The sequence below is a fragment of the Aquipuribacter aurantiacus genome (genome assembly GCF_051216895.1).
Classification (GTDB): Bacteria; Actinomycetota; Actinomycetes; order Actinomycetales; family JBBAYJ01; genus Aquipuribacter.
The window spans coordinates 41929-60751 of record NZ_JBPKAO010000014.1; the positions used below are offsets into that span (position 1 = coordinate 41929).

The following is an 18823-nucleotide window of genomic DNA, read 5'->3' on the forward strand; positions in this document are numbered from 1 at the left end:
CCCCCGCCCGGCGTGACCGGGCGGGGGGCCGGGGACGCCCCGACCGGGCGACGCGAGGTGCGCGTCGCCCGGTCGGTGCTGGTGCGTCGGGTCATCCGATCTCGTCGACCACGAAGGCGCTGTCACGCAGGAGGACCTGCCTGACCTCGGCGTCACCGATACGACGGGCGAGGGTGTCGAAGCTGCGCAGCGCGGCGATCATGCGCTGCTCACCCCGGGGACCCTGCGCCTGCGCGGCGACGGCCTGGTCGAGACGACCGGCGAGCTGCTTGCCCACCGTCGCCGTGACCGTGCCCTCGGCCACGAACCGGTCGAGCAGGACGTCCATGTCCTGCAACGACGTGGTCACCGTGAACGTGACCTCGACCTCGGTGGTGTTGCCGGCCTCGTCGGTCGCCGTGACCGACAGGACGTGCTCACCCAGGTCGAGCGTCCACAGCTCGAGCGTGCCGGCCTCCACGGTCTCCCCGTCGAGCATCAGCTCGACCGAGGCGAGGCCGGACCCCTCGTCGGTCGCCACGGCGGTCAGGTCGAGCTCGACGGAGTCGCCGAGCACCTGACCGTCCTCGACGCCGAGCTCGACCTCCGGGCCGGTGGTGTCGAAGCGGACCTCGACCGTCCCGACCTCGGAGACGTTGCCCGCGGCGTCGGACGCCCGGTACTGCAGGGTGTGGGTGCCGTCGCCGAGGGCCTCGGGGTCGAGGACCACCGGAGCCGTGTACTCCAGCCAGTCGCCGTCACCGATGCGGTACTCGGTGTAGACGACCCCACCCGTGGCCTCCGAGTCGTCGGTGGCCGTGACGGTCACCGTGACGGGCTCGGTGTACCAGCCGGACGCCGGCTCCTCCGGTGCCACCGTGGCCGAGACCTCGGGGGCGGTGGTGTCGGGCTCCTCGTCGCCCAGCACCCGGAAGTAGTCGAAGGACACCGGGACACGCGCGGCCTGGTTGGTGCCGATCGTGAAGAGACCGACCTTGAGGTCGTCGGAGCTCGCGATCGCCGCGTTCGGGACCCCGGCCGCGCCGACGGCGACCCAGGTGGTGCCGTCGAGCGAGTACTCACCGGTGAAGGTCGACCCGGACTTGGCCAGCCGCAGCCAGACCTCGCCCCGGGCGACCTGCCCGGAGCTCGGCTGCGGGTTCTGGATGACGCCCGCGAGCTCCGAGCGGAGCTCGATGCTGGAGGCGACGTTGGCCGCGCCGAGCGCGCTGGTCACGAGGTGGTCGAACTTGACGTAGTTGTCGTCGTCGACCCACGCGATCAGACCGCCCTGCTGGTACTGCTGGACCAGGGCGGAGGTGTCGAGCTTGGTCTCCACCGTCCAGTCGCCCTCCGGCGCGTCCTGCAGGACGAAGTTGGTGACGCTCGCCGCGTTCGGCGTGGTGTAGATGTCACCGTTCGGCGTCAGCAGCGTGAGCTTCCCGTCGGCGACGGACAGCGCGGAGGGCTCGGGCCGCACGACCTGCCAGCGGCAGGTGTCCAGCTCGGTGCCCTCGAACTCGTCGGACGGGTCGACCTCGCCGACCGAGTCGTCCGGCGTGATCGTGAAGGAGTCGAACTCCGCGTCGACCACCGGCGTCTGGCCGGTGCCCGTGAGCGAGATCAGGCCGACGCGGGGGTTGGTGATCCCCGTCAGCGACTTGGTCTGCGGCATGTCGACGAACGTCACGCCGTCCGCGGAGTACGAGGCCCGCAGGTCCGTCCCGTTGGTCGAGGTGAACCGCACCCAGAAGGTGTCGGGGAACGCTGCTCCCAGCGCGGCCGTGTTGGAGTCGCCGACCTCGTTGGGGACGCCGGCCTCCTCACGGATGTACTGGAAGATGCGTGCTCCGGCGTCCGGGTTCGCGGTACGACCCTGGATCACCATCTTGGCGTAGTTGTCGTCGTCGCCGTAGATGACCAGACCCGCCTGCTGGTACTGCTCGCGGGCCGGCAGGGTGAGCTTCGCGGTGGCCTGGAACGCCCCCGGCTTCAGGTCCTGCACGACGATGTTCGGCGTCGCGGTGTTGTTCGTGCCGTAGATGTCCGTCGCGGACGTCGGGAGCACGAGCGCCCCGTCCTCCACGCGCAGGTTGCCGTCCGGTCGGACGACGTCCCACCGGTCGAGGTCCAGCGTGTCACCGTCGAAGTCGTCGGACAGGACGCCGAAGCAGGGCTCCAGCGGCACCGCCTCGACCTCGATGGTCACCGTCGCGACGCGGAAGGCACCGCGGGCGTCGGTGGCGCGGAACGTGGCGGTGTAGGTGCCCGGGTCGGTGTAGACGACGTCGGTCGTCAGACCGTCCCGCGGGGCGTCGCCGGCGATGCCGGTCGTCCACACCCCGGTCACGGCGTCCCCGTCGAGGTCGGAGACCTCGGCGGTGAGCGTGACGGGCAGCGGCGCCTCGCCGGAGTCCGGAGTGGCGGTGGCGGACTCGATCATCGGCGCGCTGTTGGCGCTGACGCCCTTGCCCTGGAACTCGAACCAGTTGACGTTCATCAGGCTGCCGGTGCCGCCGGTGCGCGACTTGAAGACGGCGAACAGCTCACCGCTCTCGGTCGGGACGTCGCTCAGCTCGGTGCTGAACTCGTCGTAGACCTGCCAGGCGCCGGTGCCGCCGACCTCGATGGTGCCGAGGACCGGGCCGTCGGCGGCGTCCCAGCGGAGCTCGACGAGCCCGCCGGTGCCCGGGCTGGCGGCCCGGATCGTGACACCGTCGATGTTGGTCAGGTTGACGGGCGAGTACGAGACGTAGTCGCCGTCCTCGATGAAGCCGAGGTTCTGGAACCCGCCGGCGCTGTCTCCGGTGGCCTCGACCTGGACGCCGGGGTCGCCGCCGCCGGTCGAGCCGGGCGCGCGCCCGGTGGACTCGAAGTACTGGGCCTGCTTGAGCTTGGGCTGCAGGGTGATCAGGTCGGTGCCGGTCAGCGCGGGTGCGCCGTTGGGACCGCCCTGGTCGGTGTAGTCGGCCTCGACGATGACGAAGATGTCGGCCTCGGGACCGTGGCTGTCGTCGATCGTGGCGACGAACTCGCCCTCGCAGCCGTTCTCCTGCTCACCCGGGTGGCCGTGGTCGTTGTGCCCGAGGGCGGGCTTGACGAGGACACCGGGGCAGGTGTCGTAGCCGGCGGCGTCGTCCTCGGGGTCGGTGACCTCGACGGAGTAGGCGACGGTGTCGCCGAACTCCGTGAAGCCGCCCTCCGGCGGCCCGGTGATCTCGACCGTCGGGCGCGTGTTGCCCGCGGCGATGTTGACCGTGGCGCTGGCCGACCGCTCGTTCTCGTTGGTCACGGTCAGCAGCGCCTGGTAGGCGCCGGCCGTCGAGTAGGTGTACGACGGGTTGGGCTCGGTCGAGTCCACGTCGCCGTCACCGTCGAGGTCCCACGCGTAGGTGAGCGCCCCGCCGTTGGGGTCGAACGTCCCCTCCGAGCTGAAGGTCACCTGCAGCGGCACGGGACCGCTGGTCACGTCGGCGCTGGCCTGCACCACGGGGGCGCGGCTGCCGGCCAGGTAGTCGATCCGGTAGACCCCGGAGTCGGCGTTGTTGCCGCCGAAGCCCGAGCCCCAGTCGAGCATGTACAGGGCGCCGTCCGGGCCCCACTCCCACGCCATCGGCTTGATGATCAGGCCGCGGGGCAGGAACGAGGTGACCTTGACCGGCTCGAGCCGGTCCTCGCTCAGCTGGACGTTGTACAGCTGGCCGGTGTTCCACTCGCCGAGCAGGACCTTGTCGGAGAAGTAGGCGGGCCACTTGGTGTCGGAGTCGAGGTCCTCGTCGTAGACGTAGGCGGGACCGGCCATGGGCGCGCCGCCCGTGCCGATGCCGGGGTAGGCCGAGGTGGACTCGCGGCCGTACCAGATCTGCGCGCCGATGGCGGGGGGCAGCTCGGTCAGGCCGGTGTTGTTCGGGGAGTCGTTGACCAGGGCGTCGCAGTCGAACAGGCCCTTGCCGGTGTTGCTGGCGAAGTCCCAGTCCACGTACGGGGTGTTGTCGCCGTGGCAGTAGGGCCAGCCGTAGTTGCCGGGCTCCTGGAGCACGGCCCACTCGACCCGGCCGTCAGGCCCGCGGGTCGGGCTCGTCGAGCCCGCGTCGGGGCCGTAGTCGGCCACCATGAGCTTGTCGGTCAGCGGGTCGATGCCGATGCGGAACGGGTTGCGGAAGCCCATGCCGTAGATCTCGGGCTTGGTGAGGGCCGTGCCGGGGGCGAACAGGTTGCCCTCGGGGATGGTGTAGCTGCCGTCGTCCTGCGGCGTGATCCGGAGGATCTTGCCCCGCAGGTCGTTGGTGTTGCCGGACGTGGCCTGGGCGTCGAACGGGGTGCGGCCCGGGCGCTCGTCGATGGGCGTGTAGCCCTGCGACTCGAACGGGTTGGTGTTGTCACCGGTGGCGATGTACAGGTTGCCCTCGCCGTCGAACTCCAGGGCGCCGCCGGCGTGGCAGCACTGGGCCCGCTGCACGGGCACCTCGAGCACGACGACCTCGCTGGCCGGGTCGATGCTGGTCTCGCCCATCGTGAAGCGGGACACCAGGTCGATGTTGGAGCCGGTGGGCGAGTAGTACACGTACACCCAGCCGTTGTCGGCGAAGTCCGGGTCCAGGACCAGGCCGACCAGGCCGAACTCCTGCACGGTCGTGACGGACAGGTTGAGGACCGTGCGCACGGCGCCGGTGGTCTCGATGACGCGCACCTGGCCGTTGCGCTCGATGTAGAAGACGCGTCCGTCGTCGGCGACGTCGATCTCCATCGGGTTGGACGTGTTCTCGTCCAGCGCGACCTTCTCGAAGCTGTCGTCGGCGGTCGCGCTGCAGTCCGAGGCGACGGCCCCCGCGGCGGTCTCGATGCCGCCGAGCAGGTGGTCGAGGAACTCGGGCTCGACGAACGACTCGTTGGTGTGGCCCATGGCCGTGTACCAGCTGCGGCCGGCCTCGACCTCCTGGCACCAGGCGATCGGGTGGTCGTTGCCCATCGCGCCGTTGCCGGGCGAGTACGAGGACTCGTCCAGCGAGGCGAGCACGTGGACGTCCGAGCGCGGGTTGCGGTCGAAGTTGTACCACTCGTCGAAGCGGGACCACTCGGTCGGCAGGCCCTCGGTCGAGGGGTGCGCGGGGTCCTCGACCAGGACGGTGGCGGTCTGGTTCTGGGGGTGCGAGGTGAAGTACGCCCCCACCAGGTCGCCGTAGAACTCCCAGCCGTACTCGGTGTCGGACGCGGAGTGGATGCCGGCGAACCCGCCGCCGCCGTTGATGTAGCTCTCGAACGCGGCCTGCTGGGTGTCGTTGAGCACGTCACCGGTCGTCGACAGCCAGACGACGGCCTCGAACTGCTCGAGGTAGGCCTCCGTGAACAGCGAGGAGTCCTCCGTGGCCGTCACGCTGAAGTTGTGCTCGGTGCCGAGGGCCTCGATGGCGGCGATGCCCGAGGGGATGGAGGCGTGCCGGAAGCCCGCGGTCTTGGAGAAGACGAGGACGTCGAAGCGGCCCTGCCCGACGGGCGGGGCCTGGGTGGCGACGGCCGAGGACGTGACGGCCGCGGCCGTCGGGGCGAGCGCTGCCGGGGCCGGGGCGGCCGACGCCGAGGCCGGGGTCGCGACGAGCAGGCCGGCCGCGAGGGCGAGGCCCGCGACCGCGGCTACTCCCTTGCGTCTACGCCGTGGCGTACGAGGGGAGGGACGGGGAGGGGGTGGGAACATCGTTGTTCTTCCGTTCTCTGGAGGGGCCGGTTCGGGTTGGAAGCGATCGGTCTCGAGGCGGGAGCCGAGCCGCCCGGGGGTGCGTCCCCGGGCGGCTCGGGTTCAGAGGTCGAGCCAGGTGGTTCCCTGGTCGGAGGAGCGGGAGACGGCGTCCAGCACGGTCTGGATCTGCACGCCGTCGTCGAACGACGGGCTCGGGGCCCGCCCAGCGGCGACGTCACCCACCAGGTCGACGACCTGGTGGACGAACGACGCGTCGTAGCCCACCCCGTGGCCGGGCGGGTACCACAGCGCGGCGTAGGGGTGGTCGGGCTCGCTGGTCTGGATGCGGCGGAACCCTGCCTCCGCCGCGGGGAGCGTGTGGTCGTGGAACCACAGCTCGTTCATCTGCTCGAAGTCGAAGGCGACGCTTCCCAGCGAGCCGTTGACCTCCAGCCGGATGGCGTTCTTGCGGCCCGAGGCGAACCTCGTGGCCTCGAACGACCCGAGCGCCCCGTCGGAGAACCGCGCCAGGAACAGCGCCGCGTCGTCCACCGTGACCTCGCCCGTCGCGCCGGCGGCGTCCGCACCGGCGCTGAGGCCGGCCGACTCCGACGGCAGGGGCCGCTGCTTCACGAAGGTCTCCGTCAGGCCGGTGAGGCCGGTGATGCGGGCCCCGGTGACGAACTGCGACAGGTCGATGATGTGCGCACCGATGTCGCCGAGCGCCCCCGACCCCGCCCGCTCGGCCTGCAGGCGCCAGACCAGCGGGAACTCCGGGTCGGTGATCCAGTCCTGCAGGTACTGCGCCCGGACGTGGCGGATGGTGCCGAGCCGGCCCTCGGCCACGAGCTTCCTGGCCAGGGCGATGGCCGGGACGCGTCGGTAGTTGAACCCGACCATGGACAGGACCCCGCCGGTCGCGGCGGCGCGGGCGGCGTCGGCCATCCGCTGCGCCTGCTCGACCGTGTTGGCCAGCGGCTTCTCGCACAGGACGTGCTTGCCGGCCTCCAGCGCCGCCACCGCGATCTCGCAGTGGCTGTCGCCGGGCGTGACGATGTCGACCAGGTCGACGTCGTCGCGCGCCAGGACGCTGCGCCAGTCGTCGGTGCTGTCGCGCCAGCCGAGCTGCGCGGCGGCCGCCTCGGCCCGCCCCGCGTCCCGGCCGGCCACGACGGCCATGTCGATGCCGAGCGGGAGCTCGGCGACCCTCGGTGCCGTCCGCCACGCGTGGGAGTGCGTGGCGCCCATGAACGAGTGGCCGACCAGCGCCACCCCCAGCGTGCCGTCGGGCATCAGGACTCGAAGCCCAGCTCGAGGTACTGGTCGACGTTCTCGGCGGTGATGGTCGCCGAGGACAGGATGATCTCCTCGGGGACCTCGTTCTCGACCAGGTCGCTCATGCCACGGCCCTGCGCCACGAGGCGCGCCAGGTTGATGGCCGAGGAGGCCATCGACGGGGAGTAGGTGACGGTGGCCTGCAGGACGGAGGTGCCGGCCTGGATCTCCTCCATCGCGTTCAGGGAGCCCGCGCCGCCGACCATGAAGAACTCCTCACGGCCGGAGTCGGCGATGGCGGCCAGGACGCCGATGCCCTGGTCGTCGTCGTGGTTCCAGATCGCGTCGAAGGCGGGGGTGGCCTGCAGCAGCTGCCGCGTGACGGCGTCGCCGGACTCGACGGTGAACTCCGCCGCCTGGCGGGGGCCGACCTCGAAGCCCCACGAGGACAGCGCGTCGGCGAAGCCCTGGCTGCGCTGCTGCGTCAGCTCGAGGGCGTCGATGCCGGCGATCTCACCGATGACGGGGCTGCTGACGCCCTCGTCGGTCAGGCGCTGGCCGATGTAGTTGCCGGCCGCGACGCCCATGCCGTAGTTGTCGCCGGCGATGAAGGTCCGGTAGGCCAGCGGGGAGGAGAAGCGACGGTCGAGGTTGATGACCGGCACGCCCGCGTCCATCACCTCTCGCGCGATCTCGGTGAGGGCGTTGCCGTCGAAGGGCAGGATGACCAGGGCGTCGATGCCGGCGTCCAGCAGCGACTGGACCTGGCTGATCTGCAGGTTGACGTCGTTGGTGCCCTCGGTCAGCTGCAGGGTGACGTCCGGGTGGGCCTCGGCCTGGGCGCGGGCGTTCTCGGTGATGGCGGCGATCCAGCCGTGGTCGGCGGCGGGCGCGGAGAAGCCCAGGGTGACGGGCGCACCCGGCTCGGCGGAGGCACCGCCACCGGCGGCGGCCGCCGGGGCCGAGGCCGCGGCCTCGTCGGACGGCGCTGCGCCGGTGCAGGCGGCGAGACCTGCGGCGCCGGCGGCGGCACCACCGAGCAGGAAGCCTCGTCGGCCCAGTCGGGGCAGTCGCGGGCGCAGGGGATCGGTCATGTCGTACTCCTCATCGAGTTGGTGCTGGTGCGGGGGGTCTGGCCGCGGCGGCAGGGCGCCGGTCGCGGGTGGAGCGGTCGGGGGGGTGGGTGCGGTCAGCCCGCGGGGTTGCGCCCCTCGGCGTCAGGGGCGGCCGCCGTCTGGGCGGGCAGCTTGCCGGGCGAGCCCGGGCGCCGGAGCCAGGGCGGCAGACCGCCACCGCCGGACAGCCGCTGCTGCAGGAGCACGGCCACCACGATGATCGCGCCCTTGGCCACCTGCTGGGTGGCCGTGGGCAGGAAGTTCAGGGTGAAGATGTTGGTGACCGTGGTGAAGATCAGGACGCCGAGCAGCGTGCCGACGATCGTGCCCCGCCCGCCGGACAGCAGCGTGCCGCCGATGACGACCGCGGCGATGGCGTCCAGCTCCCAGAGCAGGCCGTGGGTGGAGGTACCCGTGGTCGTCCGCGCCGTGATCATGACGGCCGCGATGCCGCAGCAGAGACCGAGCAGCGTGTACAGCAGCATGGTGTGGCGACGGACGTCGATGCCCGCCAGCCGGGCCGCCTCGGCGTTGCCGCCCACCGCCAGGGTCCGGCGCCCGAACGTGGTGCGGTTCAGCAGCACCCAACCGCCGACGGCCACCGCGGCCATGATGTAGATCGACACCGGGATGCCCAGGAGTCGGGCCCGGAACACGTCGGCGAAGCTCGAGACGGTGACGAGCTGCGAGCGGTTGTCGCTGATCTGCTCGGCGAGGCCACGGGCGGCGGCCAGCATGGCCAGGGTCATGATGAACGGCACGATCCGGCCGTAGGCGACGAGGAACCCGTTGACCGCCCCGACCACCGTGCCCACCAGCAGGGCGCACATCACCATCACCCAGAAGCCGTACTGCTCGGCGTAGTACTGGGTGGCGGCGGTCGTGGCCCAGACGCTGGCCAGCGCGGCGATCGCCCCGACGCTCAGGTCGATGCCACCGCCGGCGATGACGAACGTCATGCCGACGCTGACGACGGCGATCATGGCGCCGAGCTCGAGGATGATCAGCAGGTTGTTCCCGGAGAGGAACCGGTCCCCGGCCGTGGAGACCCCGATGATCACCAGGATCACCATCACCCCCACGAGGCCGAGGTTGCGCACCACGGACTCGGACATGCGCGGCTGCTTGGGGGCCGAGGAGGCCGTGTGCCCGGCCGCGGCCTGGGGCGAGTCGCGGTCGGATGTCGCTGCGGTCGAGGACGTGCTCATGCGGCATCGCCTTCCTGCGGGTGGTGCCCGCGTGAGCGCTGGTGTTCTTCGGACATGACGAGGTCGAGGACCTTGGACTCGTCGAGCTCGGCGGCGGGGCCGGTGTGCACCACGCGGCCCTCGCGGATGACGAGCACCTTGTCGGCCAGCCCCAGGACCTCGGGGACCTCGCTGGAGACGACGAGCACGGCCACGCCGGTGTCGGCCAGGCGCCGGACCACGTCGTAGATCTCCTTGCGGGCGCCGACGTCGACGCCACGGGTGGGCTCGTCCAGCAGGAGCACCCGGCACTCGCGCAGCAGCCAGCGGGCGAGCACGACCTTCTGCTGGTTGCCGCCGGACAGCGTCGACACCTGACGGTTGACGTCGACGGGACGCAGGTCCAGGTCGCTGGTCAGCTGCTCGGACCGCTTCTGCTCGCCGCCGAAGTCGATGAACCCACCGCGGGAGAACCGGGTGAGGCTGGCCAGGGTGATGTTGCTGGCGATCGACTGCTGCATGACCAGGGCCTGGCTCTTGCGCTCCTCGGGCGCGAGGCCGATGCGGGCCCGCACGGCGTCCTTGACCGAGCCGGGCCGCAGCGTCCGGCCGTCGACGGTCACGGTGCCGGCGGTGGCCTTCCGGGCGCCGAAGATCGTCTCGAGGATCTCGGAGCGGCCGGCGCCGACCAGCCCGGCCAGGCCCACGATCTCGCCGGCGTGGATCTGGAGCGACACGTCGGAGAAGCGGCCACCGCACGCCAGGCCCTGCACGTCGAGGACGACGTCACCCACCGCGCCGCTGCCCTCCGGGAAGACGCCGTCGAGCGTCTTGCCCGTCATCAGCCGGATCACGTCCGCCTGGGGGGTCTCCCGGGCCGGCAGGTTCTCCGCGACGGTGCGGCCGTCCTTGAGGACCGTCACGCGGTCGCCGATCTCGCGGATCTCCTCCAGCCGGTGGCTGATGTAGATCACCGCGACACCTGCGGCCGTCAGGCTGCGGACGACCCGGAACAGGTTCGCGACCTCGTCGGAGTCCAGCACCGCGGACGGCTCGTCCATGACGATCACCTGGGCCTCCCGCGACAGTGCGCGGGCCATGGAGACCACCTGCTGGCCGGCGGCGGACAGGCTGCCCACCTCGCGGTCGGGGCTGATCTCGGGGTGGCCCAGCTGGGCCAGCAGCTCGCGGGTGCGGCGGTCGCGGGTCCGGGTCAGGGTGATCCCGAACCGGGAGGTCTCGTGACCGAGGAACACGTTCTCGGCCACCGTGAGGCCGGGCACGAGGTCCAGCTCCTGGTACATCGTGGCGATGCCCAGCCTGGTCGACGCCTGCGGGGTGGTGAGCCGGACCTCCTCGCCCTTCCAGGTGATCGTCCCGCCGTTGGGCTGGTGCGCGCCGGCCAGGACCTTGATCAGCGTCGACTTGCCGGCGCCGTTCTGACCCAGCAGGCAGTGCACCTCGCCGGCTCGCACGTCCAGGTCCACCCCGTCCAGGGCCCTGACGCCCGGGAACGTCTTGACGATGCCGTGCATCTGAAGGAGGGACGACTCCATGCACACCTCCTCGTGTGGGGAAGCGTCGACGTCGACGCTTCCTGCAATTAGTTCGTCTGCCGCCGAAACGTATCGCTTCCCAGGTGAGGTTGTGAAGCCTTACGCTGCAGAAGTCCGACGCGAGCCGCACAGAAGCGCGGGACCGACCGCATCGTTGCCGCCGGGTTCGCGACGCTAGACAGGCCTTGCACGGACGGTCAAGCAGAAGGTGCGCGTCGTTCGCTGATCGAGATCTACCGGTCCGGACGGGGCGATCGCCCGGTCGGGAGGCGGAGGACCCTGCCGCCCACGCCCAGGGTTTCCCCCAGCACAGGAGAGGCTTATGCTCAGCGACATGGACAAAGTTGTTCACGCACCGGCCGAAGTGACCGCCCCCACGACCGGTCCCGCTGCCGGGTCCGACCAGGTCGGGGTCTGGTTCGTCGGGGCCAAGGGCTCGGTGGCCACGACCGCGCTGGTAGGGGCCCTCGCGATCCGGGACGGGCTCGCGACGGGGCTGGGCTGCGTCAGCGAGCTCCCGGAGCTGGCCGACGCCCCCCTGCCCGGCTTCGAGCGGCTGGTCTTCGGCGGGCACGACGTCACCGACGCGCCGTACCGCAAGCGGGCCGAGGACCTGGCCGCGCAGGCCGTCATCCCCGCCCAGCTGCTCGCCCCCCTCACCGACGCGCTGGCCCGCGCCGACGCCGAGGTCCGCCACGTCGTCACCGACGAGGAGGCCGCACGGCAGGACGCGGGCGCAGCCCAGCGGGCCCAGGTGGCCCGCCTGCGTGGCGACCTCGCCGACTTCGCCGAGCGCCACCGCCTGGCCCGGGTCGTCGTCGTAGACGTGTCCAGCACGCACGCCCCGGTGGACGCCGAGCACCCGGACCTGGCCTCGGCCGCCGCGGTCCGGCAGGCCTGGGACGCCGGGCGCGCCCCGCTGCCGGCCAGCGCCGTCCACCCGTGGGCCGCGTTCGAGGCCGGGGCCGGCTACGTCGCCTTCACCCCCAGCCCCGGCGTCGACCTGCCCTGCCTGGTGGACCTGGGCCGCGAGACCGGTGCCACCTGGGCCGGGGCGGACGGCAAGACGGGTGAGACCCTGCTCAAGTCCGTCCTGGCCCCGATGTTCGTGCAGCGCGCGCTGCGGGTGGACTCCTGGGCGTCGGTCAACCTGCTGGGCGGCGGGGACGGCGACACGCTGTCGGACCCGGTGACCGCCCGGAGCAAGACCAGCACCAAGGCGGCCGGTCTGGAGGCCATGCTCGGCCGGCACGTCCCCGGCCCGCTGCACATCGACTACGTCCCCGACATGGGCGACTGGAAGACCGCCTGGGACCAGATCCGGTTCTCCGGGTTCCTCGGCACGGCCATGACGCTGCAGTTCACCTGGCAGGGCTGCGACTCCGCCCTGGCCGCCCCGCTGGTGCTCGACCTGGCCCGGCTCACCGCCGCCTGCATGGCGGCCGGGCGGACGGGCCCGGTGAGCGAGCTCGGCTTCTTCTTCAAGAACCCGCTCGGCAGCGACGAGCACGCCCTCGCCGTGCAGTGGCAGGACCTGCTGCGCCTGGTGGGCTCGTTCGCCGAGTCGCCCGCGTCCGTCGACCTCTCCACGCCCGAGCTCGTGACCCCCACGACGACGAGGTGAGTGCGACGCTGCGGGACTGGGCCGAGCTGGTCCGGCTGCCGGCCGCCGTCACCGTCCCCGGTGACGCCCTGGTCGGGCTGGCGGCCGCCGGCGGGCCGGTCCGCCCCCGCAGCGCCCTGCTCCCGCTGGCGTCGGTCTCGATGTACTGGGCCGGCATGGCCCTGAACGACTGGGCGGACCGCGACCTCGACGCCGTGGAGCGACCCGAGCGGCCGGTCCCCAGCGGGCGGATCAGCCCGCGGCAGGCCCTGGGCGCCGCCGCCGCGCTGACGGCCGCCTCGGTCGGCCTCGCCGCCGCCGCGTCGGGGCGCCGGGGCGCCGGGACCGCCGTGGTCCTCGCCGCCGCCGTGTGGTCCTACGACCTCGTGGCCAAGCCTCGCGCCTGGGCCCCGGTCAGCATGTCGCTGACCCGCGCGCTGGACGTCGCCCTCGGCGCCACCGGTGCCGCGGCGCCCGCGGCGGCCGGCCGCTCCCTGCCCCCCGCCCTGCTCCCGGCCCTCACGACGGGCCTGCACACGCTGGCCGTGACCGACCTGTCGCGCGGCGAGGTGCACGGTGCCCCGTCCGCGCAGGCCTCCCGGGCCGGCGCGACGACGGTGCTGGCCGCGGCGGCGGTCGTGCCGGTCCTGCTCGGCCGCCTGACCTCCCGCACCACCGCACCGGCCCGCACGGGCGCGGTGCTCCTCGAGGTCCTGGTGGGTGCGGCCGCGCTCACCGCCCACACCGTGCCGCTGCTGCGCGCCCAGGCCCGGGCCGGACGGACCGGCACGGGCCCGGACGCCCGCCACGCGACCATCACCGGCATCAAGGCGTTCCTGCCCCTGCAGGCCGCGCTGCTGTCGGCCCTGGGCCGACCGGTCCAGGCGGTGTCGCTCGTCGGGGCCGGCACGCTCGTCTCACGCCTGCTGCGAGGAGGACCCACGACATGAGCCTGCGACTCGGCTACGGCACCAACGGCTTCGCCGACCACCGGTTGACGGAGGCGCTGGACGTCATCGCCTCCCTCGGCTTCGAGGGGGTGGGGCTGACGCTGGACCACCACCACCTGGACCCCTTCGCCGACGACCTGCCCGCCCGCAGCGCCCTGGTCCGCACGGCTCTGGAGCAGCGCGGGTTGTCGGTGGTCGTGGAGACGGGCGGGCGCTACGTCCTGGACCCGGTCCGCAAGCACGAGCCGACGCTGGTCTGCGAGGACGGCCGGTCCCGCCGCGTCGACCTGCTGGCCCGCGCCATCCGCGTCGCCGCCGACCTGGGCGCCCCGGTGGTGTCGTTCTGGAGCGGGGTCCTGCCGACCGGCACCCCGGCCCGCAAGGGCACCGAGCGGCTGGTCGCGGCCCTGGAGCAGCTCGTCCCGCAGGCCGAGTCGGCCGGCGTCCGCCTCGCGCTGGAGCCCGAGCCCGGTCACCACGTCAGCGTGGTGGACGAGGCCCTCGACGTCCTGGACCGGCTCGGGCACCCCGACGGTCTCGCCCTGACCGTCGACGTCGGTCACGTCATCTGCAACGAGCCGCGCGGGATCGGTGAGACGCTGCGCCACGTGGGCTCGCGCCTGGCCAACGTCCAGCTGGACGACATGCGCCCGCACGTCCACGAGCACCTGGAGATGGGTGACGGCGACGTCGACCTGGTCGAGGTCGTGCAGACCCTGCTGGACCTGGACTACCAGGGCCTCGCCGCGGTCGAGCTGCCCCGTCACTCCCACGCCGCGCCGGCGGTGGCCCGTCGCAGCGCCCTCGCGCTGCAGGCCGCGATCGCCGAGGCCGCCCGCCGGACGGGCGCCCCCGGCGCCGCGGTGGACCGGCAGGGCCCGCCGCTGTCCCCGCGCGCCCAGCGCGGCAGGGTCGGGTCCACCAGCGCCGGGAGCCGGGCGTGAGCCCCGACCGCTGGACGGTCGCGAGCTGGTCGCAGGGCGCCCCTGCGCTCGCCGACGAGCTGGAGGCCCGCCTGCCGGAGGAGGCGCGGCCGCGGTGGCGCGCCGCGCAGCAGCGGGTGGCCGAGGACCCGGGCTGCCTCGACGTGGTCTTCCCGGCCACCGGTCGCACCGTCGGGCGCGCCCCCCTCGCCGAGGGCGACGAGCAGGGCCTGCTGGGCTCGGTCGACGACCTGGCCCGCGTGCTGCTGCTGCGGACGGCCACGGACCGCGCGGACCTGCCGCGCCACCTGTACCGCGACGGCGACTCCGCCGAGCGTCGCGCGGTGCTCCGGGCCCTGCACCTGCTCACCGCCGCCGACGACGTCACGGACCTGCTCGAGGACGCCCTGCGGACCAACGACCCCCGCCTGGTGGCCGCCGCCCTCGGCCCGGCCGCCGACGCGCTCGACGCGGCCGGCTGGCGCCAGGCGGTCCTGAAGTGCCTGTTCACCGGGGTACCGCTCGCCTGCGTGCACCGGTTGTCCGGACGTGCCGACGCGGAGCTGGAGGGGATGGTCGCCCGCTACGTCGCCGAACGGGTGGCCGCGGGCCGTGACGTGCCCGCCGACGTCGGCGACGTGCTGCCCCCCACCTCACCCGCGCTGGCCCACGCCGGCCTGTCCGACGACCTGCAGGGCGGGCACCCCGACCGCCTCGCCGCCGCGTCGCGGGCGCGGGCCCTGCTGCTCCCCCGCGGCTGAGGTCCCCCGGACCGACCCCGCACCACCCCAGACCCCGCCCAGCCAGGAGCACCGCATGCGCATCTTCGACCCGCACATCCACATGACCTCCCGCACCACCGACGACTACGAGGCGATGGCGGCCGCGGGCGTCCAGGCCCTGGTGGAGCCGGCGTTCTGGCTCGGTCAGCCCCGCACGTCGGTCGGCTCGTTCGTCGACTACTTCGACGGGCTGCTCGGCTGGGAACGGTTCCGGGCCTCGCAGTACGGCATCGCGCACCACTGCACGATCGCGCTGAACCCGAAGGAGGCCAACGACCCGCGCTGCACGCCCGTGCTGGACGTCCTGCCGCGCTACCTGGCCAAGGACGGCGTGGTCGCCGTGGGCGAGATCGGGTTCGACTCGATGACCGACGCGGAGACGGACGCGTTCGTCCGACAGCTGGCGATGGCCAAGGAGCACGGCCTGCCGGCGCTGGTCCACACCCCCCACCGCGACAAGGCCGCCGGCACCCGGCGCACCCTGGAGCTGGTCGAGGCCTCCGGCATCGGCGCCGGCATGGTCGCCGTGGACCACCTGAACGAGACGACCCTGCAGCAGGTCGACTCCTCCGGCTGCTGGCTGGGCTTCTCCGTCTACCCCGACACCAAGATGGACGAGCACCGGATGGTGAGGATCCTCCAGGAGCGGGGCCTGGAGCGGGTGCTGGTCAACTCCGCGGCCGACTGGGGCCGCTCCGACCCGCTCAAGACCCTGAAGGTCGGCGAGGCGATGCTCGCGGCCGGCTTCACCGACGACGACGTCGACCGCGTGCTGTGGCGCAACCCCGTCGAGTTCTACGGCCAGAGCGACCGGCTGATGCTCACCGACGTCCGGACCGACCTGGGGGCGGAGTTCGAGGGCAGCTCGGTGCTGCGCGGCCCGCGGGCGTCCGCGTGAGGAGCGCGCAGGAGGTCTCCGCATGAGGCTGCGCCGGCCCGACGGCAGCCTGGTCCACGTCGGCTACTGCACCAACGTCCACCCGGCGACCGGGCTGGACGGGATCCTCGCCCAGCTGCGCCGCTACGCCGTCGGTGTCCGGGCCGAGCTCGGCGTCGACGTGCTGGGGGTCGGCCTCTGGCTGCCGGCCCCGGTGGCCGCCCGCCTCGCCGAGGACCTGGGGCTCGTGCGGCGGCTGCGTGACGAGCTGGCCCGGCTGGGCCTGGAGGTCGTGACGCTGAACGCGTTCCCCTACGGCGACTTCCACTCCCCCGTCGTCAAGTACGCGGTCTACCGCCCCGACTGGACCGAGCGCAGCCGGCTGGAGCACACCCTGGCCTGCGCCCGGGTGCTCGCGGCCCTGCTGCCCGACGACGTCGCGACCGGCAGCGTCAGCACGCTCCCGCTGTCCTGGCGGACCCCCTGGGACGACGCCCGGCGCGAGGCGGCCCGCGGGCACCTGGGCGAGCTGGCCCGCGGCCTGGCCGACATCGCCGCGACCGGTCCCCGGGTGACCGTCGGCCTCGAGCCCGAGCCCGGCTGCGTCTGGGAGGTGCTCGACGACGTGCTGACCGGGCCCGACCGGCTGGCGGGGCTGCTGACGACCGAGCACCTGCGCGACGGCCTGGTCGGGGTCTGCCTGGACACCTGCCACAGCGCGGTCGGGTTCGACGACCTGGCCGACGTCGGGGCCCGGGTGGGCGCCGCGGGGGTGCCCGTCGTCAAGCTGCAGGCCGCCGCGGCCCTGCACGTGCCCGACCCGGCGTCACCGGTCTCGAGGGCGGCGCTGGCCGAGTTCGTCGAGCCCCGGTTCCTGCACCAGACCCGGGAGCGCCCCGCCGCCGATGCCCGCCCCGCCGGCACCGACGACCTGGACGAGGCCCTGGCCGGTGGACTGCCGGGCGAGGCCCCGTGGCGCTGCCACGTCCACCTGCCGCTGCACGCCACCGGGACCGCCGAGACCCAGGTGGCCACCCGGGCGCTGGCCGCCTCGTTGGACCAGCTGGTCGCCCCGGTCGCCCCCGCCGGGGGGCGCGTCGACCTGGTGGAGGTCGAGACCTACACCTGGTCGGTCCTGCCGCAGGAGCAGCGCCGCCGGGCCGGCGGCGCCGGCCGCACCACCCCCGGGGCCGTCGACGACGGCCTCGCCCACGGCCTGGCGAGCGAGCTCGCCTGGGTCCGGGACCACCTGCTCGACCACGGTCTGGAGTCCGCATGAGCACCGCCGACGACACCCCCACCACGCCCCGCCCCCGCACCCCCGTCCTGCTGCTGGACGTGGTCGGCCTGAGCGATCGCGCCCTCACCCACATGCCGAACCTGCGGGCCGTCGCGGCCCAGGGGTTCCGGGCGCCGCTGGACACCGTCCTGCCCGCGGTGACCTGCACGGTCCAGTCGACGTTCCTGACCGGCACCACCCCGTCCGAGCACGGCGCGGTGGCCAACGGCTGGTACTTCCGCGACCTGGGCGAGGTCTACCTGTGGCGCCAGCACAACCGGCTCGTGCAGGGCGAGAAGGTGTGGGAGACGGCCCGTCGCAGCGACCCGTCCTTCCGCACGGTGAACGTCTGCTGGTGGTACGCCATGGGCGCCACCACCGACGTCACCGTCACCCCGCGGCCGGTCTACCACGCCGACGGCCGCAAGTCCCCGGATGCCTACGTCCGCCCGCCCGAGCTGCACGACGAGCTCGTCGACGCCCTCGGCGAGTTCCCGCTGTTCCAGTACTGGGGCCCGACGGCGTCGATCGCCTCGACCCGCTGGATCGTCGGTGCCACCCGCCACCTGATGCCCGGCGCGGACCTGACCCTGTCGTACGTCCCGCACCTGGACTACGACCTGCAGCGCTTCGGGCCGGAGTCCCGGCAGGCCGACGAGGCCGCCTCGGACCTGGACGCCGAGCTGGCCCCGCTGCTGGACGACGCCCGGGCCCAGGGTGTGACCGTCGTGGCCCTGAGCGAGTACGCCATCACCGCCGTGGACCAGCCCGTCCACGTCAACCGGGTGCTGCGCGACGCCGGTCTGCTCGAGGTCTACACCCAGGCCGGCATGGAGTACCTGGACCCGTGGACGTCACGCGCCTTCGCCGTCGCGGACCACCAGGTCGCCCACGTCTACGTGGCCGACCCTGCCGACGTCGAGCGCGTGGCGACGCTGCTGCGCGCCCTGCCGGGCGTGGAGCAGGTGCTCGACGCCGACGGCAAGCGCGAGGCCGGGCTGGACCACGAGCGCTCCGGCGAGCTGGTGCTGGTGTCCGAGCCGCGGGCCTGGTTCACGTACTACTACTGGCACGACGACGCCCACGCGCCCGACTTCGCCCGTGGGGTCGAGATCCACCGCAAGCCGGGCTACGACCCGGCCGAGCTGTTCTTCGACCCGGCCGACCGCAGCGCCAAGGCCAAGGCCGGGCTGCAGCTGGTCCGCAAGAAGGTCGGCCTGCGCTACGCCATGAGCGTCGTGCCGACCGACGCGCGCTGGGTCAAGGGCTCCCACGGCCGGCTGCCCCGCCCCGGCGACGACGCGCCCGTGCTGCTGTGCTCGGACCCGTCGCTGGCCGCCGACCGGGTCGCCGCGACCGACGTCAAGGCCCTGGTGCTCGCCGCCGCCGGCCTGACCCCGCCGGCCTGACCCCGCCGGCCTGACCCCGCCGGCCTGACCCCGCCGGCCTGACCCCGACGAGCCCGCGAGGAGCGGCCACAACCGGTTTCGGACGGCTGACCGACTTGTCCAACCGTTCGAGATGTGGCCACCTGTCGCCGCGCGACGAGGGCGAGCCGGACGCGCTCCTGCTCGGCGGCGTCTCCTGCCCGCTCGGTCGGACCCCCGACAGCCCGACGGGCGG

The 18823-nt window shown here is 73.2% G+C and carries 12 protein-coding genes; 7 read left to right on the forward strand and 5 right to left on the reverse strand.

Annotated elements, in window-relative coordinates; translation table 11 throughout:
• Positions 1–91 precede the first annotated feature (91 nt).
• From ACR80Q_RS16275 to ACR80Q_RS16295, 5 genes are all read right to left on the reverse strand, one after another.
• Complete coding sequence (locus tag ACR80Q_RS16275) at positions 92–5671, reverse strand: ThuA domain-containing protein (protein WP_435378700.1); 5580 nt, start codon at positions 5669–5671, stop codon at positions 92–94.
• A gap of 102 nt (positions 5672–5773) precedes the next feature.
• Positions 5774–6946 (reverse strand): Gfo/Idh/MocA family protein, encoded by a 1173-nt coding sequence (locus ACR80Q_RS16280; protein ID WP_435378701.1) that lies wholly within the window; start codon positions 6944–6946, stop codon positions 5774–5776.
• The gene (locus tag ACR80Q_RS16285; protein WP_435378702.1) at positions 6946–8022 is read right to left on the reverse strand and encodes a substrate-binding domain-containing protein; all 1077 of its coding nucleotides are present in this window, start codon (positions 8020–8022) and stop codon (positions 6946–6948) included. Before ACR80Q_RS16285 ends, ACR80Q_RS16280 begins: the two co-directional genes overlap by 1 nt.
• A gap of 95 nt (positions 8023–8117) precedes the next feature.
• On the reverse strand, positions 8118–9251 hold the full coding sequence (locus ACR80Q_RS16290) for an ABC transporter permease (protein ID WP_435378703.1): 1134 nt from the start codon (positions 9249–9251) through the stop codon (positions 8118–8120).
• Positions 9248–10786: a sugar ABC transporter ATP-binding protein gene (locus tag ACR80Q_RS16295; protein WP_435378704.1), complete on the reverse strand. Its 1539-nt coding sequence runs from the start codon at positions 10784–10786 to the stop codon at positions 9248–9250. Before ACR80Q_RS16295 ends, ACR80Q_RS16290 begins: the two co-directional genes overlap by 4 nt.
• A 334-nt stretch (positions 10787–11120) precedes the next feature.
• On the opposite strand from ACR80Q_RS16295, the gene ACR80Q_RS16300 reads away from it, so the two are divergent.
• The 7 genes from ACR80Q_RS16300 to ACR80Q_RS16330 are packed head-to-tail and all read left to right on the forward strand — an operon-like array spanning position 11121 to position 18609.
• Positions 11121–12410 (forward strand): inositol-3-phosphate synthase, encoded by a 1290-nt coding sequence (locus tag ACR80Q_RS16300; protein WP_435378705.1) that lies wholly within the window; start codon positions 11121–11123, stop codon positions 12408–12410.
• Positions 12407–13339 (forward strand): SCO3242 family prenyltransferase, encoded by a 933-nt coding sequence (locus ACR80Q_RS16305; RefSeq protein ID WP_435378706.1) that lies wholly within the window; start codon positions 12407–12409, stop codon positions 13337–13339. The genes ACR80Q_RS16300 and ACR80Q_RS16305 overlap by 4 nt, the downstream gene beginning before the upstream one ends.
• Positions 13336–14283: a sugar phosphate isomerase/epimerase family protein gene (locus tag ACR80Q_RS16310; RefSeq protein WP_435378707.1), complete on the forward strand. Its 948-nt coding sequence runs from the start codon at positions 13336–13338 to the stop codon at positions 14281–14283. The genes ACR80Q_RS16305 and ACR80Q_RS16310 overlap by 4 nt, the downstream gene beginning before the upstream one ends.
• Positions 14280–15023, forward strand: coding sequence for an EboA domain-containing protein (locus tag ACR80Q_RS16315; protein WP_435378708.1), 744 nt, complete (start codon positions 14280–14282; stop codon positions 15021–15023). The genes ACR80Q_RS16310 and ACR80Q_RS16315 overlap by 4 nt, the downstream gene beginning before the upstream one ends.
• Before the next feature lie 55 nt (positions 15024–15078).
• Positions 15079–15942 (forward strand): TatD family hydrolase, encoded by an 864-nt coding sequence (locus ACR80Q_RS16320; protein ID WP_435378709.1) that lies wholly within the window; start codon positions 15079–15081, stop codon positions 15940–15942.
• A 22-nt stretch (positions 15943–15964) separates the two neighbouring features.
• Complete coding sequence (gene eboE / locus ACR80Q_RS16325) at positions 15965–17200, forward strand: metabolite traffic protein EboE (protein WP_435378710.1); 1236 nt, start codon at positions 15965–15967, stop codon at positions 17198–17200.
• The gene (locus tag ACR80Q_RS16330; RefSeq protein WP_435378711.1) at positions 17197–18609 is read left to right on the forward strand and encodes an alkaline phosphatase family protein; all 1413 of its coding nucleotides are present in this window, start codon (positions 17197–17199) and stop codon (positions 18607–18609) included. Before eboE ends, ACR80Q_RS16330 begins: the two co-directional genes overlap by 4 nt.
• The last annotated feature ends 214 nt before the right edge of the window (positions 18610–18823 follow it).